At 62.6% G+C, this 24970-nt stretch carries 25 protein-coding genes and 2 pseudogenes; 10 read left to right on the forward strand and 17 right to left on the reverse strand.

The window, feature by feature from the left end; all coding sequences use genetic code 11:
- Nucleotides 1–5 precede the first annotated feature (5 nt).
- A complete protein-coding gene (locus tag IRI77_RS32625; protein WP_194449121.1) occupies nucleotides 6–1340 on the reverse strand; it encodes an FAD-dependent oxidoreductase in 1335 nt (444 codons plus the stop codon).
- A gap of 158 nt (nucleotides 1341–1498) precedes the next feature.
- Here IRI77_RS32625 and ribB point away from each other — a divergent pair, with 158 nt between their 5' ends.
- Nucleotides 1499–2632, forward strand: a complete 1134-nt coding sequence (gene ribB, locus IRI77_RS32630) for a 3,4-dihydroxy-2-butanone-4-phosphate synthase (protein ID WP_194449122.1) — start codon at nucleotides 1499–1501, stop codon at nucleotides 2630–2632.
- A gap of 88 nt (nucleotides 2633–2720) precedes the next feature.
- Here ribB and fba read toward each other — a convergent pair whose 3' ends face one another.
- The 4 genes from fba to IRI77_RS32650 form a co-directional block, all read right to left on the reverse strand.
- Nucleotides 2721–3749, reverse strand: a complete 1029-nt coding sequence (gene fba, locus IRI77_RS32635) for a class II fructose-bisphosphate aldolase (RefSeq protein ID WP_194449123.1) — start codon at nucleotides 3747–3749, stop codon at nucleotides 2721–2723.
- Between the two features lie 62 nt (nucleotides 3750–3811).
- Nucleotides 3812–5155 carry a DUF418 domain-containing protein gene (locus tag IRI77_RS32640; RefSeq protein WP_194449124.1) on the reverse strand — a complete coding sequence of 448 codons (1344 nt, stop codon included), beginning with the start codon at nucleotides 5153–5155 and terminating at the stop codon, nucleotides 3812–3814.
- Nucleotides 5156–5207: 52 nt separating this feature from the next.
- Entirely contained in the window at nucleotides 5208–5924 is a 717-nt protein-coding gene (locus IRI77_RS32645) for an MBL fold metallo-hydrolase (RefSeq protein WP_194449125.1), read from the reverse strand.
- A 75-nt stretch (nucleotides 5925–5999) separates the two neighbouring features.
- A complete protein-coding gene (locus tag IRI77_RS32650) occupies nucleotides 6000–7148 on the reverse strand; it encodes an alpha/beta hydrolase (RefSeq protein WP_194449126.1) in 1149 nt (382 codons plus the stop codon).
- Between the two features lie 572 nt (nucleotides 7149–7720).
- Between IRI77_RS32650 and IRI77_RS32655 the strand changes: the two genes are divergently transcribed.
- Both IRI77_RS32655 and IRI77_RS32660 read left to right on the forward strand, forming a co-directional pair.
- Nucleotides 7721–8512, forward strand: coding sequence for a PEP-CTERM sorting domain-containing protein (locus tag IRI77_RS32655; protein ID WP_194449127.1), 792 nt, complete (start codon nucleotides 7721–7723; stop codon nucleotides 8510–8512).
- 862 nt (nucleotides 8513–9374) lie between these two features.
- A complete protein-coding gene (locus IRI77_RS32660; protein WP_194449128.1) occupies nucleotides 9375–9941 on the forward strand; it encodes a hypothetical protein in 567 nt (188 codons plus the stop codon).
- 65 nt (nucleotides 9942–10006) lie between these two features.
- Here the strand turns inward: IRI77_RS32660 and IRI77_RS32665 are convergent.
- Both IRI77_RS32665 and IRI77_RS32670 read right to left on the reverse strand, forming a co-directional pair.
- Nucleotides 10007–10297: pseudogene (locus IRI77_RS32665) on the reverse strand (arsenate reductase family protein); the annotation flags it as partial.
- A 77-nt stretch (nucleotides 10298–10374) separates the two neighbouring features.
- Entirely contained in the window at nucleotides 10375–10710 is a 336-nt protein-coding gene (locus IRI77_RS32670; RefSeq protein WP_194449130.1) for a rhodanese-like domain-containing protein, read from the reverse strand.
- A 276-nt stretch (nucleotides 10711–10986) separates the two neighbouring features.
- Here IRI77_RS32670 and IRI77_RS32675 point away from each other — a divergent pair, with 276 nt between their 5' ends.
- Genes IRI77_RS32675 through galT form a run of 4 tightly spaced genes read left to right on the forward strand, consistent with a single transcriptional unit; the run spans nucleotide 10987 to nucleotide 14331 of the window.
- Nucleotides 10987–12300, forward strand: coding sequence for an acetyl ornithine aminotransferase family protein (locus tag IRI77_RS32675; RefSeq protein ID WP_228486440.1), 1314 nt, complete (start codon nucleotides 10987–10989; stop codon nucleotides 12298–12300).
- Nucleotides 12301–12309: 9 nt separating this feature from the next.
- Nucleotides 12310–12846, forward strand: coding sequence for a class I SAM-dependent methyltransferase (locus IRI77_RS32680; RefSeq protein WP_228486441.1), 537 nt, complete (start codon nucleotides 12310–12312; stop codon nucleotides 12844–12846).
- 5 nt (nucleotides 12847–12851) lie between these two features.
- The gene (locus IRI77_RS32685; RefSeq protein WP_228486442.1) at nucleotides 12852–13295 is read left to right on the forward strand and encodes a YraN family protein; all 444 of its coding nucleotides are present in this window, start codon (nucleotides 12852–12854) and stop codon (nucleotides 13293–13295) included.
- A gap of 34 nt (nucleotides 13296–13329) precedes the next feature.
- Nucleotides 13330–14331, forward strand: a complete 1002-nt coding sequence (galT, locus tag IRI77_RS32690; RefSeq protein WP_194449132.1) for a galactose-1-phosphate uridylyltransferase — start codon at nucleotides 13330–13332, stop codon at nucleotides 14329–14331.
- 33 nt (nucleotides 14332–14364) lie between these two features.
- Here the strand turns inward: galT and IRI77_RS32695 are convergent, their stop codons facing one another.
- Nucleotides 14365–15591, reverse strand: a complete 1227-nt coding sequence (locus IRI77_RS32695) for a hypothetical protein (RefSeq protein ID WP_194449133.1) — start codon at nucleotides 15589–15591, stop codon at nucleotides 14365–14367.
- Between the two features lie 411 nt (nucleotides 15592–16002).
- Here IRI77_RS32695 and IRI77_RS38770 point away from each other — a divergent pair.
- Nucleotides 16003–16122: pseudogene (locus IRI77_RS38770) on the forward strand (galactose-1-phosphate uridylyltransferase); the annotation flags it as partial.
- Between the two features lie 148 nt (nucleotides 16123–16270).
- Here IRI77_RS38770 and IRI77_RS38775 read toward each other — a convergent pair.
- The 3 genes from IRI77_RS38775 to IRI77_RS32715 form a co-directional block, all read right to left on the reverse strand.
- Nucleotides 16271–16594: a type II toxin-antitoxin system PemK/MazF family toxin gene (locus IRI77_RS38775; RefSeq protein WP_194449134.1), complete on the reverse strand. Its 324-nt coding sequence runs from the start codon at nucleotides 16592–16594 to the stop codon at nucleotides 16271–16273.
- Nucleotides 16575–16760, reverse strand: a complete 186-nt coding sequence (locus IRI77_RS32710; RefSeq protein WP_194449135.1) for a hypothetical protein — start codon at nucleotides 16758–16760, stop codon at nucleotides 16575–16577. The genes IRI77_RS38775 and IRI77_RS32710 overlap by 20 nt, the downstream gene beginning before the upstream one ends.
- A 171-nt stretch (nucleotides 16761–16931) precedes the next feature.
- Nucleotides 16932–17252 carry a hypothetical protein gene (locus IRI77_RS32715; protein WP_194449136.1) on the reverse strand — a complete coding sequence of 107 codons (321 nt, stop codon included), beginning with the start codon at nucleotides 17250–17252 and terminating at the stop codon, nucleotides 16932–16934.
- A gap of 52 nt (nucleotides 17253–17304) precedes the next feature.
- Here IRI77_RS32715 and IRI77_RS32720 point away from each other — a divergent pair, with 52 nt between their 5' ends.
- Together IRI77_RS32720 and IRI77_RS32725 are read left to right on the forward strand one after the other, a co-directional pair.
- Nucleotides 17305–17850, forward strand: coding sequence for a DUF2721 domain-containing protein (locus tag IRI77_RS32720; RefSeq protein WP_194449137.1), 546 nt, complete (start codon nucleotides 17305–17307; stop codon nucleotides 17848–17850).
- Between the two features lie 40 nt (nucleotides 17851–17890).
- Nucleotides 17891–19393, forward strand: coding sequence for a methyl-accepting chemotaxis protein (locus tag IRI77_RS32725; RefSeq protein ID WP_194449138.1), 1503 nt, complete (start codon nucleotides 17891–17893; stop codon nucleotides 19391–19393).
- Here the strand turns inward: IRI77_RS32725 and IRI77_RS32730 are convergent.
- Genes IRI77_RS32730 through mazG form a run of 6 tightly spaced genes read right to left on the reverse strand, consistent with a single transcriptional unit; the run spans nucleotide 19390 to nucleotide 24889 of the window.
- Complete coding sequence (locus tag IRI77_RS32730) at nucleotides 19390–20118, reverse strand: SDR family NAD(P)-dependent oxidoreductase (RefSeq protein WP_228486443.1); 729 nt, start codon at nucleotides 20116–20118, stop codon at nucleotides 19390–19392. The two genes, IRI77_RS32725 and IRI77_RS32730, sit on opposite strands and share 4 nt — an antisense overlap.
- Nucleotides 20111–21409, reverse strand: coding sequence for an MFS transporter (locus IRI77_RS32735; RefSeq protein ID WP_194449139.1), 1299 nt, complete (start codon nucleotides 21407–21409; stop codon nucleotides 20111–20113). Before IRI77_RS32735 ends, IRI77_RS32730 begins: the two co-directional genes overlap by 8 nt.
- Nucleotides 21410–21415: 6 nt before the next feature.
- Nucleotides 21416–22306 carry a DMT family transporter gene (locus IRI77_RS32740; protein WP_194449140.1) on the reverse strand — a complete coding sequence of 297 codons (891 nt, stop codon included), beginning with the start codon at nucleotides 22304–22306 and terminating at the stop codon, nucleotides 21416–21418.
- On the reverse strand, nucleotides 22303–23424 hold the full coding sequence (menC, locus tag IRI77_RS32745; RefSeq protein WP_194449141.1) for an o-succinylbenzoate synthase: 1122 nt from the start codon (nucleotides 23422–23424) through the stop codon (nucleotides 22303–22305). The genes IRI77_RS32740 and menC overlap by 4 nt, the downstream gene beginning before the upstream one ends.
- Nucleotides 23409–24167: a GNAT family N-acetyltransferase gene (locus tag IRI77_RS32750; protein WP_228486444.1), complete on the reverse strand. Its 759-nt coding sequence runs from the start codon at nucleotides 24165–24167 to the stop codon at nucleotides 23409–23411. The genes menC and IRI77_RS32750 overlap by 16 nt, the downstream gene beginning before the upstream one ends.
- Nucleotides 24122–24889 (reverse strand): nucleoside triphosphate pyrophosphohydrolase, encoded by a 768-nt coding sequence (gene mazG, locus IRI77_RS32755; protein ID WP_267239358.1) that lies wholly within the window; start codon nucleotides 24887–24889, stop codon nucleotides 24122–24124. The genes IRI77_RS32750 and mazG overlap by 46 nt, the downstream gene beginning before the upstream one ends.
- Nucleotides 24890–24970 lie beyond the last annotated feature (81 nt).

Consider the following 24970-nt stretch of genomic DNA (forward strand, 5'->3'; position numbering starts at 1 on the left):
ACCGCCTAAGGTACCGCAGTTTTGCTCAGTACCGGGGGAGAAAACAACCCCAACTGGGCGGCCAGGCGAGCGGATTCCGCTCCAAAGCCGGGCAGGCAGGCGGGCAGGTCGGCTGCGTGTTCAGCGACCCAGGGATCCGTCTCGGGCGTCGGCTCGAGGTGCGCTTCGAGTCCGTGCAGGCGGCGCCATTCCGAGTGCCAGCGGTCTCCGCAGGCGTCGAGATCGGCCAGCGTGCCCTGGCCGCGCAGGATGCCGGCCACGGCGGTGGCGAGTTCATGCGCCTCAAAGAAGCCGATATTCATGCTCTGGATGGCCACGGGGCCCGCGAGGTGGGCGGCGTCGCCGGCCAGCCACATGCGGTTCTGGCCGAAGCTGGCGGCCAGGCGGCGTTCAAAACGGACGACGGTGCGCCAGTGGATGCGGCCGATGGAGGACTGGAACCAGGGGGCGCGGGCGGCGATGAGGTCCGTGAGGTGCTTTTCGTCGAGGACGGCGGGGTATTTGTTGGGCGAGCCTTCGGTGCGGTCCTTGGGGCGTTCCGTGGGGAAGTAGCCGAAGCCGGAGCGCAGCAGCCGGTCTTTCATCTCTTCGGCGACAGTGTCGTGGTAGTCGGTGAGCTGGAAGCTCCAGCGGCAGAGGCCGCCGGGCAGCGGCCAGAGTACGTCGCTGGTGCCGTCGCCGAAAACCACGCGGGCTTCGTCGCCCAGTTTGGCGTCGGTCTCGAATTCGAAGACACCGTAGTATTGAGCGGGCGCGACCTCGGGGTACTCAATGTTGAGGGTGCGCCGCACGCGGGAGTTGTAACCATCGGCGCCGATCACAAACGGGACCTGGATGTCCCAGCGGCGGCCGACCACCCACTCATTGTGGGCGACCACATAGCCGCGCGATTCACGTTCCAGCCGATCGACCGTGGCTGTGACGTGGTTGGGCGCCGGCTGCAGGGCGGAGATGTCATGGCGCCAGTGAACCGCGGCGCCCGCTTCACGCAGGGCGTGTTCAAACATGTCCTCGATCACGTCCTGGCGGACCACGGCCAGACAGCCGAGCGGATCGCCGGGATCGCCCAGGCGGACCTTGGCGTGGAGGCCGTCGCGATCATAGAGCGCGAGGGTCCGGACGGCGTAGGCGCTGCCCATGACGCGGTCGAGCACGCCCAGTTCCCGCAGCAGATGCAGGGTTTGGGGGTAGAGCGCCAGGGCGTAGCTGTGTTTGCAGGCCCACACGCCGGAGTCGACAATCTCGACTGAAATGCCTTGTTTGGCCAAATCCAGGGCCGCCAGCAGTCCGACGGGGCCGGCGCCCACTACTAAAACCTCGGGATTCCCTTCAGCGAACATGGCATAAGTCTCCTTGAGACGGCCCAAGTATACACCCGGCGCGGGCGTTGGGAACCAGCTAAGTTGATCCAGTTGTCTGATTTTGACAGAGCTTACACAGCCGGCACCGGGTTAGGGCGAAACGCCCGTCTTCGCTCATAATGAAGGGGTAGGACCTTATGCCTTTTGCCACGATTCCGCAGGCCCTGGAGGCCTTTCGCCAGGGCCGGATGCTGGTTGTCGTCGATGACGAAGACCGTGAAAACGAAGGAGATCTGACACTCGCCGCGGAGTTTGCCACTCCGGAAGCCATCAACTTCATGGCCGTGCACGGGCGCGGGCTGGTGTGTCTGGCGCTGGCGCCGGAGATCTGTGACCGCCTGGCGCTGCCGATGATGTCGCAGAAGAACACCTCACAGTTCGGGACGGCATTCTGCGAAGCGATTGACGCGGCTGAGGGTGTGAGTACCGGCATTTCGGCGGCCGACCGGGCGAAGACCATCCAGGTGGCGATCGATCCCGGTTCGCTGCCGTCGGACCTGGCGCGGCCGGGCCACATGTTCCCGCTGCGGGCCAGGGAAGGCGGCGTGCTGGTACGCTCCGGGCAAACGGAGGCGGCGGTGGACCTGGCGCGGCTGGCGGGCATGCGGCCGGGCGGCGTGATCTGCGAAATCATGAACGACGACGGGACGATGTCGCGGGTCCCGCAATTGGTGGAGTTCTGTAAGAAGCACGGGTTGCTGCTGATCTCGGTGGCGGACATGATCCGGTACAGGATGGAGCACGAGCGGATCATGCGGCGGTCGGCCGAAGGGACACTGACGATGGATCTGGGGCAGTTCCGGACCATCTCCTACACGTCTACGATCGATCCGGAGACCCACTTGGCGCTGGTGTATGGAGATCCGGAGAAGGCCTCTGGTGCGCTGGTGCGGATGCATTCGCGGTGCACTTACGGCGACGTGTTCCATTCAACGGAATGCGATTGCCACCGGATCCTGCGAGCTTCGCTGGAGCGGATTGTGGCTGAGGGCGCGGGCGTACTGGTGTACCTGCACCAGACCGGGCCGGGGATCCGGCAGATCGATCCAGACCCGTCCGGCGGACTGCCGAGGCTGATCTCGCACACCCGGGCGTACATGCATTACGCGACGCCGGCGGGGCAGAAGCTGCTACAGCACGAGACGGGCTTCGGCGCGCAGATCCTGGCGGATCTTGGTTTGAAGCGGATCCGGCTGCTGACGAATCATCCGCGCAAGGTGGTGGGTCTGGAAGGCTTCGATATCGAGATAGTCGAGCAGTTGCCGTTGTAAGGCGGCCGGCTGGGCTCCTTAAAGACGAACAGGGCGCGGAGTGATCCGCGCCCTGTTGTGTTTCCGGGGGGTGGCCCCGAGGAACGAACTATGCGTTGACGAGCTGCTTCTTGTACATCTCGGCCATCTCGGAGAGCGGGATGGAGGTGTAGTCGCCAGCGTGACCGGCCTGGCCGAACTGGACCATGCGTTCCGCCACAACCTTCTTCATGGCTTCGCGCGCGGGCTTGAGGTAGTCGCGGGGGTCGAACTTCTCGGGGGTTTCGACGAAGACCTTGCGGATGGCGCCGGTGATGGCGAGGCGGTTGTCGGTGTCGACATTGACCTTGCGGACGCCGTTCTTGATGCCGAGCTGGATCTCTTCGACGGGGACGCCGAAGGTGGTCTTCATCTTGCCGCCGTACTGGTTGATGATGTCGATGAGTTCCTTCGGAACCGACGAAGAGCCGTGCATCACCAGGTGGGTGGTGGGCAGGCGCTTGTGGATCTCGATGAGGATGTCCATCTTGAGGACGTCGCCGTCGGGCTTGCGGGTGAACTTGTAGGCGCCGTGGGAGGTGCCGATGGCGATGGCGAGGGCGTCGCAGCCGGTGGCCTTGACGAAATCTTCCGCCTGGGCCGGATCGGTGACGTGATCGAGACCGGAGCCGCCGGAGCCGTGGCCGTCTTCAATACCGCCGAGGCAGCCGATTTCGGCTTCCACCGTGACGCCGCGGGCATGGGCGTACTCGACGACTTCCTTGGTGACCGCAACGTTGTGCTCGAAGGAGGAGGGGGTCTTGCCGTCTTCCATCAGCGAGCCGTCCATCATCACGGACGTGAAGCCCATGTCGATGGCGGAAATGCAGGTGGCGGGGCTGTTGCCGTGGTCGAGGTGAAGAACGGTCGGAATCTCGGGATAGATTTCGGTGGCGGCGAGCATCAGGTGATACAGAAAGCGATCCTGCGAGTAAGCGCGGGCGCCGCGGGAAGCCTGGACGATCACGGGCGACTTCGTTTCGCGAGCCGCCTCCATGATGGACTGAATCTGCTCCATGTTGTTGACGTTAAAGGCGCCAATGCCGTAGCCGCCTTTAGCCGCTTCGTCGAGAAGCTGGCGCATTGAAACGAGAGCCATGTAAATCTCCTTGGGCCGAATTAGGACCTATGAATCCTGTTTTCAAGTTTATTTTACTACACCTAGGACCCAGCAGGCATCGGTTCGCGAGGCTCAATTTCAGGCTCAAATGTAACCGATTGCAGGCGCATCGGTTGTCTTTGCCAGTAAGTAAGGGAGCGCCAGGCCCACTCAAACGGGCCGAACTGGAAGTGGCGGAGCCAGAGGGGGCTCCAGGCGAGTTCGGCCAGCCAGATGGCGGCGACCACGTAATAGACCTGATAGCGCTGGAGCTGGCTGTGGAAGCCGAGGACATTGAAGAAGAGGGTGCAGAGGATGCTCTGCATGAGGTAGTTGGTGAGGGCCATCTGGCCGGTGGCGGCGAAGACGCGGCGGAGGGCGGAGAACCGGGCTTGCTTCAGGACGAGAACGATGAGCGCAACGTGGCCCAGGCAGACCGCGATGCGGGCAGGTTCGTACCAGGCGCCGGCCCAGGCGTTGGCGAGGATGGAGAAGCCGCCATCGACCTGCAGGCGCAGTTGGGCATAGGTGAGGGGCAGGCCGATGCCGTAGCCGGCGGCGATCATTTTCCAGTAGAAGGCCGTGGAGCGCTCGCCGGTGAGGACCCCGGTTTTGACGAAGGCCATGCCCAGCAGCATCATGGCGAAGAGGTCGTATTGCATGGGCGAGTACATGGTCAGGCTGTGCCACCAGAGGACGATGGGCATACGCGCCCTCACTGAGTTGACGAAGCCGGTGGTATTGAGGGTCGTGTATTTCCGGATGGCCGCGGCGTCGGGTTTGTCGTGTTTGGCCCGCTCCTCCCACGTGGAGATTGCTTTTTCCTGGTCTTCCGTGAGGGTCTTGCCCGCCTTCTTGAGGGGCGTGGCGGCGACGGCGATGTCGTGCTTTTCGGTGAGGTCGCGGGCGTCGTAGATGCCGGAGGCGATCATGAAGACGACCTGCAGGGCCCACAGCCAGATGAGGCCACGGGCGGACATGCGGCGGAACGGGTAGAGCACCAGGCCCAGCAAGGCGTAGGGATAGAGGACCTCGCCGAACCACAGCAGGTAAGCGTGGGCAATGCCGAACAGCAGCAGCCAGAGGGTGCGCCGGTAGTAGATGTCGGCCACGAAGCCGCCGCCGCCGCGCTGTTCGCCGCGAGTGGTCAAGAGGTAGACGCCGGCTCCGAAGAGCAGGGTGAAGATGCCGCGCATCTTGCCGTCGAAGACGACGCCGGCCACGAGGAAGGTCCACAGATTGGCGCCGGTCGAGCCGCCGGCCACTGTGGGGTCGCTATAGACGGTGGGGTGGAACGCGAAGCCCACAATGTTCATCGCGAGGATGCCAAGGACGGCCAGGCCGCGCAGGGCGTCGACGAGGGCGAAGCGTTGATTTGCTTGAACCGGTGCCAGAGCAGTGGACACGGGGGTGTCCTCCCAGATGGATTTGGTTCAGGCTAGCACGAGTTCCGGCGGTTTACTTGTACCAGTCGAGCAGCTTCACCTGGACGCCGCTGCCGGCAAGGCCTTTCTCGAACAGCGAGAGGTCCGATTCGCGGTAGTGGTATGGGATGGCGACCTTTGGCTTGAAGGCTTTGACGGCGTCGGCCGCCTCTTCGGGCGTCATGGTGTAAGGCAGGTTCATGCAGACCAAAGCGAGGTCGATGTTCTTGAGCGCGCGCATCTCGGGGATGCCCTCGGTGTCGCCGGAGATGTAGAGGCGGAAGCCGCCGTAGGTGACGATGTAGCCGTTGCCGCGGCCCTTGTCGTGGAAGAGCTTGCCTTCGGCGGGGCCGCGCTGGAGGTTGTACATGGGAACGGCTTCGATGGTCCAGGCTCCCACTTTGGTGGTTTCCCCGTTGGCGAGGACCTGCGTGCCTTCGAGCTTCTCGGCGACGGCCTTCGGGGCGATCACCTTGGCGGAGGACTTGCGGACGGCGGCGAGGGCCTTCGGATCGTTGTGATCGCCGTGAATGTCGGTGACGAGGATGAGGTCGGCCTGGGGGAGGCCGGTGTAGTTGCCGGGGCTGGTGGGGTCGACGTGCACAACCTGCCCACCGGCTTCGAGCATGAAACTGGCGTGTTTGATGACGGTGAGCCTGAGGGGGCCCGCACTGGTTTTGAAGTCGGCGGTGGGATGGGTTTGGGCCGTGAGGGCGGCGGCGGCCGCGAGGGTCAGGAGAAGCATCCGCATGGGATTCAGTATAGGGCCATGCGGGGCGAGAGGCTGGCGCGGCTTTGGACGGCCGCGCCTTTGTGGAGATAGCGGCTACGCTTTGAGGTGTTTGGCGAGGAAGGGCAGGCCCTGCTTGCCGGAGAAGACATGGGCGCCGGGATGGATCTCGTGGCCGATGCGGTCCTGGGCACCGAAGGCTTCATAGACTTTGCTGACGTTGGCGAAGGACTCCTTGAAGGCGTTGATGGGGAAGATGGGATCCTTCACGCCTGATTCGCAGAAGAGCGGGCGGGGCGCGATGAGGCCGGCGACGTCGTACTGCTCGCACCACTGGAGGATGCCGGGGACGTAGTTGTCGATGCAGTGGGAGAGGCTGAGGATGGAGTCGCGGAAGGTGTTGAGGTAGCCGCTGACGAAGGCGGCGCTGATGCGGGGCTCGAGAGCGGCTCCGAAGACGGTGCAGGTGCCGCCGCCGGAGATCCCCATGAGGCCGATGCGCTTGGGGTCGAATTCCTTGCGGGTTTCGAGGTAGTCGACTGAGCGGATGATGTCCCAGACACGCCAGCCGACCATGGTCTCGCCGAAGAGCAGCGCGGCGCCGGCCGAGGGCTGGCAGGAGGACGTTCCGCCATTCTTGGAGCGGGCGGCGGCGTCGCGGCGGCAGCCGAAGCCGAGGGGTTCGATGGCCAGAGCGGCCATGCCATTTTCCACGATCTGCAGGGCGTAGTCATAAGAATAGGGCCCTTTGACCGTCCGCTCATTGCCCTTGTCGTCGATGCCGGAGATGTCGTTCACGCCGAAGCCGTGGCCCGGGATGCTGATGACGGCGGGCATGGGCTTCACCTTGCCCTTGGGGATCATGAGGTAACCGAAGACCTCGAGGCCCGGGCGGGAGGTGAAGATGACGGTTTCGCGCGTGTAGCCCGGAAAGTCTTTGGTCTCGAGGATGCGTGGCTGGAGGGGAGTGCGCTGCTGGGGGAAGCCGCCGACGAGTTCCGTGACTTTAGCGCGCAGCTTCTTCTGCCATGCTTCGGCGGATTTGCGATCAGTGGCCTGAAAGCCGAGGCGGCGCGGCATCTCCTTATAACGAAGGAGCGAGTACTCCAGGGAGTCGAAATCGGAATCTTTCACCTGGCCGGAGAACCTGGCGAGGGGTCCTTTGTAAGGAGGTTGGGTTTGCGCTTGAGTCTTCATGAGGGCCGGTAGTGCGGCGGCTAAGGCGAGGCGGCGGCGGGAAATCACAGGAATAGGTTTATCACGGATCGGGCCGGGCTGGAGCAGGCTCGACTTTTGGGGGGCTGAGGGGTGAAGAGGCCTGGAGCATTTTTGTGGCCATCCGCGCTGGGAAGCGCGAGCGTATCTGGGTACGTTGCGAAAGAGAGAGGGTGGGCAAAACGAGACCGAGTTGACTCGTAGCAGATTTTCGGGCCGCCCGGATGAGGTTTTTCCCAGACTACAGCCGAAGAAGCGATGGGTAGAAAATTGGTTGTTGAAAGCCCTCAAAAAAGCCTTAACTTCATTAGTGTCACAGCTTGGAGATATGAGAGGGCGGGTCTAAAGTGCCTCTCTAGGCCTGTGAGCTATCTTTTCCTGTGTTTGCCGCCGGCGCCAGTTATTGAGCTCGGAGCAGGGTGAGACAGGCACTCCGGGCCCGGCCAGATTTGGGCTGGCGACCCTAGCATAAAACTAATTAGATTAACTATTGATAATAAGTGTTTTCTCGGGTATATTCGGGCAGTAGTAACTGCGCCCGGAAGTTTCTTGGGAAGTTTCTGAGAGCGCTTTTATTCGCGGCAAATAGGAGGGGAATAAACATGAGGCTATTGACTAAATCAACGCCTGCGCAACTAATGATGCAACTGGCAGCTTTCCTGGTAGTTACGGCAGGAATGGCGCAGGCCATACCGATTTACGGAACCATCAGTCTTGGAGGCACGGCTGAGGTCACACAAACCACCATCGACTTCGCGCCGTTCGTACCCGGTGCAGCGGTGGATGGCACCGGGCAGGTGGTTGCCACCGGGCCAGGGGCCGGAGCCTTCTCGCCATTGGTATTTGGTGACCAGGGCGCCATCGTCGACCGCACCGTGGCGGGTGGTATCGTGCCGCCACAACCGGCCGGAGTACCGATTTTCGTCCTGAACTGGCTGACGTTCACCAATGGCGCATTTCGGTACGCCTTGGACCTGACGTTTATCGACATTGGTGCGTACGGGTCGGCAGATTGTACGACGGCTCCCGCAAATGGCCAGACATGCACTCCGTCGGCGCCAGCACCCTTCCAGTCGCCATACAGCCTCTCCAACTTCTTCGATTCGACCAGCGGATTGTCCTCGAACGCGAACTTCTCGGTTCGGGGCTTTATGCGGAACCTTGACACGGGCCTGAACGACTACGCCTTCAACGGGGTTTTTGGCGCGGAGTTCCTCGGGCAGCCGTACCAGTCTGTCCTTGCGACCGTTACCGCGGGCGGCAGTGTGGTGGCCAGTTACAGCGCCACTATCAACGCGACCGCGATTCCGGAACCTTCCACCGGGCTTCTGACGTTACTTGGCGCGGGTTTCGTGGCGTTCGGCGTCATGCGCCGGCGGCGGAATAGAGCATAGCGCCTCTCGCAGGCGTTGCGCACCCGGATCGAGCCGGCAACCGGCCGACCAGTAATTCGTTTATTAATGAACCGACAGGGGAGTGGCTACCCCTGTCGGATTTTTTTTGTTCGCCGGGTAGTACCCTACGAACCCTTACACCACGGCGCCTGAACTTTACCTATTCCCCGCCTGAATCCCTCTCAGTAATGGCGTACTTTCGCTATTTGTGTGCCCAAGAATCCAACGCTCATCTTCGTAAGTCATTGATTACTATCAACTGCCTGCGTTCCGGTTGAATAAGTCCCCGATTTCTCGAGGCTAACGGAATTCGGCCAATCCGACGATCACCGCTGCAGGCGACAGATCATATTCGCAGATTGGAAAGAGTTCCGGCCGCAACATTCGCTTTCACAATCCTGCGAGTTCTGATCTACTGGGAGGGCTCACGAAAGAGTCCTCGAAGTTTCACCCGAAGCTAAAAAGCATTCGGGCGGTCATGCCTAGCAGCTTTCGATGTCGCCGGCCCGCGTTTGCGGTGCTGGGATGACAGTTCGCGCGATATGACCAAGTAGAAACGCAAGAGGATGAATCGATGAGACTTCCATGCCAGGACCGCACGAGCGCAGGTAGACGGCACGTGGTACTTGCGCCCGAATCGACCGGAATCCCCGGTTCATTCGGGAGAATCGCGACCAGTCCCGAGGACTACCAGCGAATGTTAGGCGAAGTGCAGCGGCTACGAGGGCGGATTGCGATGGAAGAAGGTGCGCTGCAGGCATCCCAGCTTACTCCGGACGGGCGCGACGCCTCTGCATTCGATTCACTCGCATGGCATTTAGTGGCTCTCGGCGCGACCGGCAGAGTGGAAGGATGCGTGCGCATGCTTGTCCACCCTCGCCAGCCGAAGTTTGAGAATCTGATTGTCAGCCGAACCAAGCTGGCGGCGTGTCCGGATCGTGGAGCAAAACTGCGATCCGCAGTGGAGGCAGAGATGCTTTTCGCGCAAACTTCCGGCGCCATGGTGGTGGAAGTTGGCGGGTGGGTTCTGTCCGAGCAGATGAGGGGGACGGCGGAGGCTGTCCGCCTGGCCTTGGGGGTATGGGCTTGGGGGCGCCTGCTTGGCGGCGCGATCGGAATCGCGACGGCCACTACACGGAATCACTCGGCTCATATCCTGGGCCGAATCGGCGGACGTCCACTGGAGTACCGCGGCGAAGTGATCCCCAAGTATTTTGAGCCCAAGTATGGGTGCGATATACAGATCATGCGCTTTAAGAGCGACTCCTACAGCGACCGATTCGCTCCGATCGTGGATTCGATGACCGCTGAGTTGATCCAGTCGACGGTGCTGTCGGCCGGCAAACCTGCAGGCAGGTTTACGCCAGCCCTTGGCGCCGGGCTCCATATACCTCCGGCCGAGCTGGCTTTCGCCGGACTGGCGAACTAGCGGGGACCGGGCGGCGGGCACTGGGGCGGATTTCCTGCTCCGCCCGCAGTTTGACTGACTCCGCGCTAAAACGCCCCCCACTGGGTCTCGTCGAAGCCGAAGAGGATCCTGCCATCCCTGACGAGCAGGGGGCGTTTGATCAGGTTCGGATTGGCCGACATCAGGCGAATCGCCTCGGCCCGGGGGGGCGGGTTGGTTTTCATGTTCATCTCGCGATAGAGCTCGTTGCGAGTGTTGAGGAACGGGAGGTGGTCGGCTTTGCCGATCAACTTGTCGAGCTCAGCTTCACTCAGGCCTTTGTTCAGATCGATGGTCTCGGGCTCGATCCTGCGTTCGGTCAGGAAACTCCTGGCCTTGCGGCAGGTGGTTCAAGTGGGTTTCGTATAGAACTTCAGCGCCATGCGGGATGGGTTCCTTTCGTGAATGGACCTGGCTAGTAGCGGGCCACGCCCGGGTCGATCTGCGCGCTCCAGGCGTCAATGCCGCCCGTCATCGACGTGCAATTCTCCACACCCTGACGGCGGAGCCAGTTGACGACGTTCAGACTGCGAACGCCATGGTGGCAGAACACGATGACTACCTTTTCGTCGGCGAGTTCCTCCAGGTGCTGCAGCTGCTGGGGCACCGTGTTCATGGGGATCAGTTCCGCGTCATCGATAGCGCAGAGCAGGTGCTCGTTTGGTTCGCGCACATCGATGAGAACAGCCTCCCCGGCGTCCAGCTTCGATTTTGCTTCAGCGGGCGTCAACTCGTAGGACAGTTCGGCCATAGCCAATCCTTTCGCAGTCTGAGCGGGGTTTCGGATCTCACAATCATACTCATCCAGGCGGCGGAGTGGTACACGATTTCGGGGATATCCAATCTGGGGGATTTGGCGTAGAATCGACCTATGAAGGCCACACCTGCCAGCGTCCGGCCCTCTCTCTTCGCCAGCGACTAATGGCGGCCCGGGCCTTGCGCCCCGTGTAGCCCCTCGTCCCATCACTCCAGCTCCGAACAATTTGAGGAGGTCGTCATGCAGCTCGCTGAGCGGCAGGATTTGCCCATGCTTCGCACGCCCCTGCCTGGCCCGAAGGCCCGGGCGGTGGTTGAGCGTGACCAGAAAGTGCTTTCTCCTTCCTATACGCGCAGCTATCCGCTGGTGATTGCGCGAGGAGAGGGGGCGATTGTCGAGGATGTCGACGGCAACCGGTTCCTGGATATGAACGCCGGCATTGCCGTCGTGGCGACCGGGCATTCGCACCCGAAGGTAGTCGCCGCGGTGCGCGCGCAGGCTGAGAAGTTCCTGCACATGTCGGGCACGGACTTCTACTACGAAAACATGGTGGAGCTGGCGGAAAAGCTGGCGGCGCTGGCTCCGGGGCCGGATCCGAAGAGGGTGTACTTCGGCAATTCGGGCGCGGAGGCGATTGAAGCCGCTCTCAAGATGGCGCGCTACCACACGGGCCGCGACAAGTTCGTGGCGTTCCTGGGGGGCTTCCATGGGCGGACGATTGGCGCACTTTCGTTGACGGGGTCAAAGAGCGTCCAGAAGAAGGGGTTTGCTCCGCTGTTGGGCGGAGTGACGCACATCCCTTACGCCTATTGCTACCGCTGCGCCTACGGTAAGCAGCCCGACACCTGCGCGGTGGAGTGCGTGCAAGTGCTGGAGAAGCAACTGTTCCCGACGATCCTGCCGGCGGAGGAAGTAGCGGCGGTGTTCGTCGAGCCGGTGCAGGGCGAGGGCGGCTATGTGGTGCCGCCCAGGAAGTTCTTCGACGAACTGCGCGCGGTATGCGACCGGCACGGCATCCTGCTGGTGGCTGACGAGGTGCAGTGCGGCATGGGACGCACCGGGAAGCTGTTTGCCAGCGAACACTTCGGGCTGGAGCCGGACATCGTGGCGCTGGCCAAGGGGATCGCCAGCGGGCTGCCGCTGAGCGCGACGGTAGCCAAGGCGCAATACATGCAGTGGAAGCCGGGCGCGCATGCGTCGACGTTTGGCGGCAATCCGGTGAGCGTGGCGGCGTCGCTGGCCACGATTGAGCTGCTGGAGCAGGAGCTGATCGAAAACTCGGCTGGAATCGGGGCACATATGCGGCAGCGGATGGATACGTGGGTGAGCCGGTATCCGGTGATCGGGGATGTGCGCGGCCTGGGGCTGATGTTGGCGTTTGAGGTGGTGAAGGACCAGGGCAACAAGGAGCGGGCGCCTGAGCTGCGGAACCGGATCGAGCAACTGGCGTTCGAGCGGGGCGTCCTGGTGCTGGGGGCGGGGCAGAATTCGATCCGCCTGTCGCCTCCCCTGGTGCTGACCAAGGAGCAGGCCGACTACGCCCTGGACGTGCTGGAAGAGTGCATCCAGGCGGTTTGCGGCTAGACTATTGAGGTGACTCGACCGCTGATTCTGGACGTCGGCTGCGGCATCAACAAGTTGCCTGGCTCGCTTGGGATAGACCGCAATGCGCGCAGCCGCGCCGACGTTCTGTGCGACCTGGATCACTTTCCGTACCCGTTCAAAGACAGCTCATTCGACGGGCTGCAAGCCATTCATGTCATTGAACATGTCAGCGATGTGCTGAAGACGATGGAGGAGTTTCACCGGCTGGTGCGCGCCGGCGGGCGGGTGTTCCTGGCGACCCCGCACTATACGGATTTCTCCTCGTTCTGCGATCCGACCCACAAGTGGCACCTGAACTCCTTCTCATTCCGGTACTTCGGGGATGACAACGCCGGCTATGGCTACTATTCCACCGCGCGATTTCGTGAGAAGAAAGTGCGCGTGAAGCTACTTGCTCTGTGGAGGTATCTCGGCTTCGAGTTGCTGGTGAACGCCTTCCCGCGGTTCCGGCGCTTCTGGGAGCACTATCTGTGCTTCGTGGTGCGGGGCAAGGTGATGGAGTTCGAGTTTGAAGTCCTGAAATAGCCGCTTTGCTGTTGAGTCCGTTCTACCGGCTGTGCGACGGGTTGCGCCACCGGTGGCGCCTGCGCCATTGGAAGCCGGAACTGGCGTGGGGGCGGCGGGCCGAGGACTTGGCCCACAGGTATTTGCAGGCAAAGGGTTTCCAGGTGGTGGAGCGCAACTGGGTGGACCCGGCGCGGCGCGGGGAAGTGGACATCCTGGCCTGGGATGGAGACCGCCTCGTGTTCGTCGAAGTGAAGTCCAGGCGGAATGCCGATTTTGGCGATCCGGAGCGGGCGATTGGCGAAGAAAAGATAAAGAGGCTGCGCCGCGCGGCATGGTTTCTGCTGCGGCGCTGGCGGATCCCGGAGGAGAAGGCCCGATTCGACCTGGTAACGGTGCTTTTCGAGCCATTCGAGATCCGGCACATTCCCGACTCGTGGTCCCTCCACCGCTCAAATTCGGTATTCTGATAGCTCAGTCTGTTGAAGAACTGGTTTCACTGAGTTGCCTGACCTCCGCAAAGACCCGATCACCGGCCGCTGGGTGATCATCGCCACCGACCGCGCCCGCCGTCCCACGGATTTCACCAGGGAGCGGGTGGTCCCACAAGGTGGCCGCCACTGCCCCTTCTGCCCCGGGCATGAGAAGAACACTCCGCCCGAAATCATGGCGTACCGCGGATCCGGCGGGCCGAACGAGCCGGGCTGGTCGTTGCGCGTGGTGCCGAACAAGTTTCCGGCCCTACGGGTGGAAGGTGACCTGGACAAGCAGGGGCAGGGGCTGTACGACCGGATGAATGGGGTGGGCGCGCATGAGGTGATCATCGAGTCGCCGGATCACATGACGTCGCTGGCGGAGATGCCGGAGAAGCAGGTCGCGGACCTGTTCTTTGCTTTCCGGGACCGGATCGTGGATTTGCAGAAGGACCCGCGGCTGCGTTATGTGATGGCATTCAAGAATCACGGAGCGGCGGCCGGGGCTTCGCTGGAGCATCCGCATTCCCAGTTGATTGCGCTGCCGGTAGTGCCGAACCGGGTGCAGGAGGAATTGGACGGGTCGCTGCGGTACTTCCAGTTCCGCGAGCGGTGCATCTTCTGCGACATCATGCAGCAGGAGTTGCAGACGCAGGAGCGGATCGTCTTCGAGACGGATCATTTCCTGGTGCTGGCTCCGTATGCGGCGCGGTTTCCGTTCGAGCTGTGGATTGTGCCCAGGAAGCACAATTCGCGGTATGCGACGACCGAGGCTCCGGTGATCCACAACCTGGGCTGGGTGATGCGGACGGTGTTGCGGAAGCTGGACAAGGCGCTGGAGCAGCCGCCGTACAACGCGATTATCCACACGGCTCCGCTGCAGGTGGGTCCGCTGGAGCATTACCACTGGCATGTGGAGATCATCCCGAAACTGACGAAGCTGGCTGGTTTCGAGTGGGGGACGGGGTTTTACATCAATCCGACTCCGCCGGAGGAAGCGGCGCGGTTTCTGCGGGATATTGGGCTGCCGTAGAAGGCGGTGCGAGCAGGATGCCGGGTGATCTGACTAATTCTCGCCGGAGCCAGCTGATTCCTGGGTTGGGACGGGCACGTCTTCCGGGGTTTCGCGCTGAGTGACCGCTTGTCGGATTCTCCAATATTCCAGGACCGTGTCGACGTGTGCGCCAGTTTGGGCGGCGATGGTGTTCAGCATGCTGAATGCCTGTCCAGCCTGCTCTTCCAACAGGTCGTTGGTCCTACGGGCCACCTCCTGGTCCGCACTCTGATCCATCTGGGACTGAATCGGAAAGTGGATCGTCTTCAGCCGCTCCACCTCGATGCTTTCGGTGGACCATGCGCGACAAATCGCTTCGATCTCCGGGCGGAAACCCTCCGTTCCGGAGGTGCGCAGCAACCAGGCGAGGGCCGAGATTACCTTTGTCGCCGGTTCGGGATGGAGCCATCTGACATTCGCCAAACGTACGAGGATGGGCAGACTCCGATCCTCGTGGAGCAGGCTGCCATACCAGACCAGAAGCCGGAGAAAACAACTTCCAGTGGGCGTAATCTTCACTCGCTGGTCGGGAACCGTGATCCACTCGTCCAGGCGGGCGAGGAACTCTGATTCGCCAAGCAGGGCCAGCCGTTTGCGGCCCTCTTTCAGCCAGGACTTGCCTCCGGCTCCGCTCAGCCCCGTCGTGCTGTGTCGAAGCAGCCATTGCCACCGGAACGCCGTCTCGGAGGCCATGTTGTGGATGTCTGACTGCATTCGACTGGTGTAGCAATTGCGCTCAACGTTCCTCGGGTCGTGCCAAAGGATCCAGCTCAGTTTGCGCTTCACATTCTGCGCAGTCGAGGATCTTGTCGGGCGCAAGGTCTCCTTGTATGCGGCCGTGGCGTCGTACAGAGCCGTTGAATATGGTTGGTTCTTGAACGCCTGCTCAGCGAGGCGGACGGGTGGTTCCACATCGGACCCATGACCGCAATTGTGATGGGATCGGCTGAGGATCTCCACAGCCTGGGCCTGGTCCGGTTTAATCCCAGCCTCCAGTATGCTGCTGATCAGAATGCTATAGCAGGATACTTCCACTGGCCGGGAGGAGAACGAATCGCCGACCGCACTCAGCCGCCGGTATTCGTCGTAGGCATACAGCAGCAGCGGCACACGATTGCAGACACCAAGCCCCTCTGCAAATTCCTGGAATCTCTTCTTCTTTTCGCCAAGTCCCGTAGGCTTGTTGCCGATTTCCTGGAGCAGGGTGCTGAGGAAAATATTCCAGGAATTGATGTACATACCGGAATAATCGGTCGCTCCGGCCATCCCCTTGATGGTGACTGCCCAACTTTCCGTAGCCGCCGAACTCGACCGCGCACCCCGCCATCCGTTGGTCCCTTCGACGACGGAACCACCACCGGTTCTCCCTCAGGCCGCCAGCTCACACAGCCGGATATTGCTTACCCGGCGGCGCCGGCTCCGCGGTCGTCGGACAGGTTGGCCAAGGCGCAATCTGCGCCCACTACCATCTGGAGACCGCCCGAGGGGCCGATGAAGACCGTCCAGTCCCCTGTGTCCAGGCCTGCTTCCACAGATCCAGCAGCTGTTTCGCGTTGTGTCGCAGACTCGTCACACCCCCGTATCGGAGAAGGGAGGCCGAGCGCGAGACAATGAGGCAACTCGTGTGCGGCCTCATCTCCAACTAAACGAGTGGAGATCATTCCGAAACTGACGAAACTGGCTGGCTTCGAGTGGGGGACGGGGTTTTACATCAATCCGACTCCGCCGGAGGAAGCGGCGCGATTTCTGCGGGATATCGGGCTGCCGTAGGCTCCGCGGTCGCTGGTTGCGGCCGGGACGAGTTTGTTCGAAGCAGTACCGCGATTCCGGCAGCGGCTCCGATCACGAGGACACTGGCGGTCCCGAACACCAGGAACCAGTCAAGGTGAAGCCAGCTACAACTTGCATGTTGAATGCACTAGGAATTCAAATCGAGTGCATGCGTAAGGGCCGTTTTGACTCTCGCAAATGCGTCCTTGGAAAGCTTGCCGAGTTTCCTCTCCAGCCGGACCGTCGGAATTGACCCAAGGCCCTGCACGTTAGCGACTGATTCCCGGTCGAGGTAGGAAAGGCGTGGGAGCGGTACCTCGTAGGAGCTAGGGCGTTGCTGGGTAGTCAGCGGGACGTAGAGCACGAGAGCCCTAGGAGCGTCAGGGTCGTAACGCGAAACGATGACGACCGGTCTCGTTTTTGCGGCGAGCCCCAGGTCCGCCAGCCAAATCTCACCTGGATGCGGGTGCATCGAGGAGATCCAGGACTTCCTGCTCCACAGAACGCGAACGCAGGAGGTCGAGAACGCCGTGGTCCGCGAGTTCGATTACCTCTGAGATGCGCGCCCGCACCTGGGCCGCTGTCTCAGGTTTCCATTCCCGCAACTTCGCTTCGAGCTTTTCTGTCAACGCGTCCACTACGGTGTCTCCTTCTCTATTCTACCGCCGGCTGCAAGCCTCGACGGAGGAAGCTCCCCCCGAATCCTCCAGGCGAACCCTGGTCGCTGCACTTCCTGAATTAGGAATCACCTGCACCAGTTCGCTCGACCCGTGTTTTGCCTGGATCTGGGGCAGGTCTGATTCAGGCCATCAGGCCGCCAGTTCATACAGCCGGACATCGCTTAGGAGGCGGTGGAGGGTGGCGGTCCTGGGTCTTGATTCCAGTACGCAATGGTCGGTGCCCGCCAACCCTTCTACCCGTACGGTTCCGGAGTGCCGGCTGACGCGCCAGGCGGCGCTGGCTCCGCGGTCGGCGGACAGGTTGGCCAAGGCGTAATCCGCGCCCGCTACCATCTGGAGGCCGCCCTGGGGGCCGATGAAGACCGTCCAGTCCCCTGTGTCCAGGCCTGCTTCGACGGATCCGGCGGCTGTTTCCAGCAGCTGTTTCGCGTTGTGTAGCAGACTCGTCACACCACCCGTATCGGAGAAGGCAGGCCGAACTTGAGACAATGAGGAAACTTGTATGTGGCCTCATATCCAATTGAACGTAACGAACCTGGGCACGGCGCTGAACGTCCTGGCCGCCATGATCACCCCGGCCTTGTTGCTTTCAGCTTGCGGTACGTTCATTCTCTCGACATCCAACAGGCTGGCGCGCATTGTCGACCGCATGCGATCGCTGTCGCATCAATTGGATGAAATGTCGCAGGGCATGCTCGATGTGGCCCTGCGGGAAGAGCGGATTGAGCACCACAGAGGCGAGATTAAGCTCCAGGGAAGGCGCCTGAACCTGATTCAACGGGCCTTGACCCTTCTCTACCTCGCTGCCGTGAACTATGTCTGCACCAGTGTCGCCATCGGCCTGGCCTCGACCTTCACCCTGGTCTGGGTCTACTGGGTTCCAGTCGTGTTCGGGATCGGCGGAGCCTGCTGCATGCTGGTGGCGGCTGTCATGCTGGCCCTGGAGGCCCGGTTGGCGGTGAAGGATCTCTACGACGAGACCGAATTCCACCGCCGGCTGGCCCGCTACTATTCCGACCAGCAGCAGACGCGCCTGCCGGAAGCGTAAGTTTTCTCATGTTCACCTTGCCTGCGCCGATAGGCTCGGTGTGAACTCGTCAACGAGTTGGAATCTTCGGACCAAGCTGCTGGGCTCCGCCGGTGCGCTCGTCCTGGCGACAATTGCCCTAAGCTGCCTCTCCCTCTATTCCCTGCGCGTGCTCAGCGCGGCACTCGACAAGTCCACTCGGATCACCGCCCGGCGGATGGAACTCGCTGCCGCCCTGCAGACCGACTTCCAGCGCATGCGGTCGGCCTCGCACTCGGCACAGATTGGAATCGTGATCGCGCTGCTGGAAGACCAGTCCCCCAAGAAGGGGCAGTGTTCCGGGTGTCACGAGTCGGGGATGGTGGAGAAGCACAGGGCAGAGTTTGTGGAGGCAGCCGCTGGGGTCGACTCGCACATCCGGGAGTTGAAAGGCGTGCTTCCTCCAGACCAGGCGGCCCAGTTGGAATTGGTGGGCAGTGGGGTGAACACGTTCCGGTCCCAGTTCTCTGAGTACCGGCGGTTGGCGTCATCGGGGCAGTTTGAAGCGGCGCACACGATTGCGACGGATTCGATCGCGCCGCTGGTGCTGACTACGGGTGCGGCGGCGACGAAGATGGAGGCGGCGGCGCGGAGCTTCATGGAAACGACGGCGGAAGCGGGGCGGGGCACGGCGGCCCGCAGTTCCACGGCGGTGTGGGTGGTGGTGGGCATTACGATCGCGGTCGGAATTGGAGGGCTGATCGTGTTGCGTGGGGCGGGGCGGAGATTCGCGCGGGTCATTGCCAGGCTGGGCGGATCAGCCGGTCATGTGGTGTCCGCCAGCCAGCGGATTGCACAGTCCAGCCAGACATTGGCGAGCGGGGCGGCGAATCAGGAAGAAGCGCTGCAACTAACGGCCGGCGAAAACGGAAAGGTGACCGGCGCTGCGGGCGAGAATCGTAAGAATGCCGCCTTGGCAGCGGAGTTTGTCGAACGCGCCGACCAGCGCACCAACGAGGCTCAGCAGGCGCTGAACGAAATGCTGAAGGCGATGGAGGGGATCCACTCGTCCAGCAGGCAGATTGCGAAGATCCTCAAGCTCATTGACAACATCGCCTTCGAGACAAACATCCTCGCGCTGAATGCTTCAGTCGAAGCGGCCCGCGCCGGACAGGCGGGGCTGGGTTTTGCCGTGGTGGCCGACGAGGTCCGCAGCCTGGCGCAAAACTGTGCGAGCGCGGCGAAAGAGACGGCGCGCCTGATTGAGGAGTTGAGGCTGCGAGCGGAAGATGGGTTTCAGCGTGTGCACACGGCCGACAGCGCGATGAAGGCCATAGCCGAGGATTCGCACAAGCTGCGGAGTGTCGTTTCCGAGGTACACATGGCCAGCGAGCACCAGGTGAATGGCCTGGGCCGGTTGAGCTCAGCGCTGGAGCGGATTGGGGAAACGACGCGGGTGAATGCTCGCGACGCTGCGGTGAGCGCCGCGGAGGCGGAAGAGTTGGGCCGCACTTCAGCGGATCTGGAGGATACGGTTGAGGCGGTCTGCCAGTTGGTCGGGCTGTCGAAAGAGCGCCTGGGCTAGCGCAGACCCATGCCGCCGTCCACCTGGAGCACCTGTCCCGTGACGAACCGGGACGCTTTCAGGAAGTAGACGACTGCATCGGCGATGTCTTCGCCCGTGCCGGGTTGCCGGGCCGGCGTCGATCTGGCGAGGGCGATGATCGCCGGATCGTCCTTCTCCTGGAAGGGGATCACGCCTGGAGCTACGGAGTTCACACTGATGCCGGGCGCCAGTGCTTTCGCAAAGCCGCGCGTGAGCGCCACGACACCGGCCTTGGACGCACTGTAGTGGACGTGATCCGGCCAGACCATAAAGGCGCCCATGGAACTGATATTCACGATGCGGCCCTGGCCTCCGGCTGTGCGCTGCATCAACAGGGCTGCCTGTTGGGAGCAGAAGAAGTAGGCCTTCAGATTGACTGAATGGATGAAGTCCCAGTCGGCTTCGGAGACCTCGAGCACCGGAATCTTGGTGAAGCGGGCTGCATTGTTCACGAGGCCGTCCAGGCGGCCGACCTGTTGCTCGATCGAGGCGAACAGCTGTTCGATCTCGGCCACCTTCTCCAGGTCTGCTTGGAACAGCGGGGCGTTCCCGCACTCGGCGGCAGTTTCCTGGGCCTCGGTCCTGGAGTTGCCGTAGTGGATGAGCACTCGAGCCCCTTCGCGGTGCAGGCGGAGCGCGATGGACCGGCCGATGCGTTTGGCCGCTCCGGTGACCAGGATGACTTTGCCTGTCAGCTCAGACACTGGCTTCTCCGTGAACTTCGATTTCCTCAGGGTTGACGCCGGACAAGGGCGGCTCCGGCAGCAATCCGCGAGCCTGCGCCCAACCCCAGCCTAGCGCAGTGGTCGTGCTGAGCACGCCGGCAACCACGCCGATGATGCGCGGATCCACGGTAACTGAGGCGAGGCCGGCGACGAGCATCGAGATCATCATGGTGGCCCAGACCATCGACTCCATGGTCGAGAAGACCCGGCCACGGAATTCGTCGGGCACATGGCGCAGCATTTGGGTGAAGTTCATGACGGAACTCACGGCGACAGCGGCGCGCGATAGTCCGATGAAGAACAGGGCCAGGCCGTAGCTGCGGCTGATGCTGAACAGGACGTAGGCGCCGCCATGGATGATGTAACAGACCACGATCAGCCGCTTGTAGGCCTCGAACCGCAGTTTCTTGCCCCAGACGTTGGCCACGATTCCGCCCACGATCAGGCCGATGCCCGCCGCACCCCAGACCTCGCCGATGCCGGCAGCTCCGCGTTGGAAGACGACTTCGCCGAAGAGGCTGAAGAGGATCTGTGCGGCTCCTCCGCCGGTGGCCCAGCCGACGCCGACCAGGGCGATGGCGAGGATGAGCGGGGTGCGGCCCATGTAGGCGAGACCTTCGCGGTATTCCTGCCAGGGGCGCGCCACGCGGTCTTCGCTGATGTCGCGGCGCTCGGCCTTGAAGCTGGCGCCGAAGGGGACGCGGAGCAGGGAAATGCAGGCAGCCGAAACCAGGAACGAGAGGGCGTTGAAGCCGAAGGCGACGTTGTAACCGAGGCCCTTGGCCGTAGCGCCGCCCAGGAAGGCGCCGATGGCGACGGAGGTCCACTGGGTGGTCTGGGTGAGCGAGTTGGCGGTGTGCAACTCCGCTTTACTGGCGATGACGGGCAGGATGGAGGCGCGGCCGCTGGTGAAGAACGGCGACGCGAACATGAGCAGGGCACTGAGGAAGATCAGCAGGCCGGTGCTGCGTTGTCCGGTGCAGAAGAGGAAGCACATGGCGATGGCCGCGCGGACGAGGTCGCTGACGATCATGGCCTTGCGGCGATCGACACGGTCGAGCACGACACCGGCGACGGGTCCGGCGGTGATCATGCCGACGGCGCGAGCCAGCATGACTCCGCTGATGGCGAGGCCGGAGTGGGTTTGATCCATCACCAGGGCGAAGACAGCGATGTTGTTGAAGTTGTCGCCCACTTCGCTGACCACCTGGCCCATCCAGGTGCAGCGGTAGTTCCGGTTGTTCCGGAGGAGTTTGAGGAAGCCGGCCATGCTGCGTTACCTCTTCCCGGTGAGCCACACGCCGCTGAGGACCAGCAGGCCGCCGGTGGCGACGCCGGGCGTGATGGGTTCGCGCAGGATGAGCAGTCCGGCCAGGGCGGCCACCACGGGCTGGATGTAGGAGAACGCGGCGACGCGGGAGGCTGGCAGGTGGTTCAGGGCGTAGGAATAGATGAGGTAGCAGGCGATGGAGGAGAGCAGGGCCATGTAGGCGAGGGCCCACCAGCCGGACCAGGGAACCTCGGTGTACTTGAAATCCACCGATTGCCAGAGCAGCAGGGGAGCGCCGGCCAGGGCTCCGGCGCTGTAGCCGAAGGCGTTCACCGTCATGCTGTCGTGGCGGCGGGCGAGTTCCTTGCCGAAAACGGTGTAGAACGCGAAGGAGAAGGCGGCCAGGAAGACGAAGGCGTCGCCGAAGAAGGAGGCGCCCTGGGCGGTGCGGCCGGGCGCGAGATTCAACACGGCGATGCCGCCGATAGCGGTGCCCATGCCTGCCAGCTTATACATACTGATGCGTTCCTGCCCCCGGAAGGCGGCCATCAGCATCACCTGCAGGGGGGTGGTGGCGATCATGAGGGCGGCATGCGCGACGCTGGTGCGGTTCATGCCGACCACGAAGAGCACCTGGTTCAGGGTGATGCCGAAGATGCCCAGGACGCAGAGGGAGGCGACCTCTTTGAAGACCCACGGTTCGCTGGGCTTAGTTTGGCGGCGCTTCATCCACAACAGGATGGGGACCAGCAGGACGGCCGCGGTGACGGCGCGCAGCGGGCCAATCACAAGGGGCGGAAAAGCGCGCAGGGCGTACTTGGCCACGATGTAGTTCAGGCTCCACACCAGGGTCATCAACGAGACCAGGCCGTAGAGCCGCCGGCGGGAGGTGTTCACTGGGCGGAGTGACTCTCGTGCCGCGTACGCACGCTCTCCAGGAAATCGAGGTCGAGTGGATAGCCGAAGCCCGGCGCGTCGCCGGTGACGATGGTGCCGCGGGGGGTGACTTCCACCCAGGGATCGATGATGTCGCGCTTCCAGTAGCGGCGGCTGGCTGAGACGTCGCCGGGCAGGACGAAGTTCGGCAGGGTGGCCAAGGCGATGTTGTGGGCGCGGCCGATGCCGCTTTCCAGCATGCCACCGCACCAGACGGGAATGCCATGACGCTGGCAGATGTCGTGGACCTTGATCGCTTCGGCGAAGCCGCCCACGCGGCCGAGTTTGATGTTGATGATGCGGCCGGCCTTCAGGCGAAGGGCCTGTTCCGCGTGGTGCGCGGTGCGGATGCACTCATCCAGGCAGATGGGGGTGTCGAGCGCAGCCTGCAGTTGGGCGTGGTCGATGATCTCGTCATGCGACAGGGGCTGCTCGATCATCATGAGGTTGAACTCGTCCAGCTTCTTCAGGTGGTCGATATCGGACAGCGTGTAGGCGGAGTTGGCGTCGGCCATCAGCAGGATGGAGGGGAACTCGCGGCGGACCTCGCGGATGACCTCGACGTCCCAACCGGGCTTGATCTTCATCTTGATGCGCTGGTAACCGGCGTCCACTTCGGTGTGGATCTTGCCGAGCAGCTGCGCGACCGAATCCTGAATGCCGATGGAGACGCCGCAGGGAATCTCGGGGCGTGCGCCGCCGCCGATCAGTTTCCAAAGGGGGATGCCGGCCAGGCGGGCTTCCAGGTCCCAGCAGGCGGCTTCGAGACCGCCGCGCGTCATGCGGTGGCCCTTCATCCCGGCCGTGCACTGGCCTACTTCAGAGGCCGAATTGAAGCTCTTGCCAAGCACTGCCGGCACGATGTAGGCGTTGAGGAGTTCCCACGCACCTTCGGTCCATTCCTCGTTGTAGTAGGGGTGTTCGCCGCAGGTGACCTCGCCCCAGCCGGAGACGCCACCGCAGGAGACCTCCACCAGAATCATCTGCCGCGAATAGGTGCGGCCAAAGCTGGTCTCGAAGAAATGCACCAGCGGCATTTCGATCCAGTGAAGACGGACGTGCTCTATTTTGAATCCCATGGTCCTAAAAGGTATGTGCCGAATTCCGGCGTTCTTTCGAATCCGATGACGGCCAGGCCGCGATTGAAGTACTCCAGGAAATGTTCGCTGACGCCGGCCTGGATCTCGCGCGCGCGGCGTGGGTCAGTGGCGCGAATCTGGGCGATGTCGGACGGCACGGGGATGCGCTCGAGCACGGGCGGCTTTTCGTAGGGCTGGCCGGTGACGATGCGGTTCACGCGATCGCTGTCGATGTACCACTCGGCCACGCAGCGGTCAGTGGGCAGTCCGCCGTGGAGGTGCGAGGTGGTGGTGCCGTACTGATTGAGGACGAAACGGCGCACGACGGCGCCGAGGCGCTCCATGTTGAAGTAAGCGTTCTTAATCTCGAGCGGATCAAAGGTCCACTCGACCAACCCGATGCCGCGCGCCTGGGCCTCTTCCCGCTGCTTCAGCTTCAGCATGCGGCCGACGCCGAGATTCCGGTAGGGCTCGAGCACGCCCATCATGTGGCTGTGCAGATAGGTGCTGTCGCCGCGCTTCAGGCCGGGAATCGCCAGGAGGAAAGCGATCATGCGGTCGTCGTCAAAGGCTCCTATCACCTGCCCGCCCACTTTGGTGGCGACCACGAACAGGCGCTGGGGTAACAGCTCAATATCTTCAAAGCCCCAGATCTCCTTCTGCAGCCGGACGGCCTCGCCCAGGTCGGGCAAAGCGGTCAGGTGGCGGAGTTCGATGGGCCGTTTGTCTTGGCTTCCTGCCACAGTGCTTCCATCTCCTCGAGATTCGATTGCGAAAAATCGCGGCCGCGCGCCGCCAGTTGTTGCTCGACGTGGGCGAACCGTTGGCGGAACTTGGTGTTGGTGCGGCGCAGGGCCTGCTCCGGATCGACTTTCAGAAAGCGGGCCACGTTCACGATGGTGAAGAGCAGATCGCCCAGCTCGCCCTCCACGTCGTGGATGTTCTCGCGGCTGCGCGCCTCGGCCAGTTCGTCGAGTTCTTCGCGAACCTTGTCCAGCACCTGGTCGATGTCGGGCCAATCGAAACCGGCGCCGGCGGCTTTGCGCGAGATCTGGGCAGCCTCGGTCAATGCCGGCTGGGCCTTCAGCACGTTGTCCAGCATCCCCTTGGGCTTCTCGCCTTTGTCCTTCTTTTCCTGCTGCTTGATCTCGTCCCAGCGGCGCAGCACCTGTTCGGAGGTTTTGGCGTCGCCGGCGCCGAAAACGTGGGGGTGGCGGCGGATCAGCTTCTCGTTAATGGCGTCGAGCGAGTCCCCGATGTGGAACAGCCCTTCCTCGGCGGCCATCTGGGCATAGAAGACGACCTGCAGGGTGAGATCGCCCAATTCCTCAGCCAAACCGGGGAAGTCGCGCCGGTCGATGGCGTCCATCACTTCGTAGGTTTCTTCGAGGGTGTACGGCTTGATGGAATCGTAATTTTGTTCACGATCCCACGGGCATCCGTCGGGAGCGCGGAGGCGGGCCATGATCTCAACCAATCGCTGGAATTTCTCACCAGCGGATGGATTGCTTGGGTCTGACATTGCGAGGGGAAATTCCAGCGTAAC

It is taken from the genome of Paludibaculum fermentans (genome assembly GCF_015277775.1).
Classification (GTDB): domain Bacteria; phylum Acidobacteriota; class Terriglobia; order Bryobacterales; family Bryobacteraceae; genus Paludibaculum; species Paludibaculum fermentans.

Bases quoted from the DNA above. Each gene is read 5' to 3' on its own strand.
- IRI77_RS32625 (WP_194449121.1), bottom strand. From the start codon at position 1,340: ATGTTCGCTGAAGGGAATCCCGAGGTTTTAGTAGTGGGCGCCGGCCCC.
- ribB (WP_194449122.1), top strand. From the start codon at position 1,499: ATGCCTTTTGCCACGATTCCGCAGGCCCTGGAGGCCTTTCGCCAGGGC.
- fba (WP_194449123.1), bottom strand. From the start codon at position 3,749: ATGGCTCTCGTTTCAATGCGCCAGCTTCTCGACGAAGCGGCTAAAGGC.
- IRI77_RS32645 (WP_194449125.1), bottom strand. From the start codon at position 5,924: ATGCGGATGCTTCTCCTGACCCTCGCGGCCGCCGCCGCCCTCACGGCC.
- IRI77_RS32655 (WP_194449127.1), top strand. From the start codon at position 7,721: ATGAGGCTATTGACTAAATCAACGCCTGCGCAACTAATGATGCAACTG.
- IRI77_RS32660 (WP_194449128.1), top strand. From the start codon at position 9,375: ATGCTTGTCCACCCTCGCCAGCCGAAGTTTGAGAATCTGATTGTCAGC.
- IRI77_RS32670 (WP_194449130.1), bottom strand. From the start codon at position 10,710: ATGGCCGAACTGTCCTACGAGTTGACGCCCGCTGAAGCAAAATCGAAG.
- IRI77_RS32675 (WP_228486440.1), top strand. From the start codon at position 10,987: ATGCTTCGCACGCCCCTGCCTGGCCCGAAGGCCCGGGCGGTGGTTGAG.
- IRI77_RS32695 (WP_194449133.1), bottom strand. From the start codon at position 15,591: ATGTACATCAATTCCTGGAATATTTTCCTCAGCACCCTGCTCCAGGAA.
- IRI77_RS38775 (WP_194449134.1), bottom strand. From the start codon at position 16,594: ATGCACCCGCATCCAGGTGAGATTTGGCTGGCGGACCTGGGGCTCGCC.
- IRI77_RS32720 (WP_194449137.1), top strand. From the start codon at position 17,305: ATGTGGCCTCATATCCAATTGAACGTAACGAACCTGGGCACGGCGCTG.
- IRI77_RS32735 (WP_194449139.1), bottom strand. From the start codon at position 21,409: ATGGCCGGCTTCCTCAAACTCCTCCGGAACAACCGGAACTACCGCTGC.
- menC (WP_194449141.1), bottom strand. From the start codon at position 23,424: ATGGGATTCAAAATAGAGCACGTCCGTCTTCACTGGATCGAAATGCCG.
- mazG (WP_267239358.1), bottom strand. From the start codon at position 24,889: ATGGCCCGCCTCCGCGCTCCCGACGGATGCCCGTGGGATCGTGAACAA.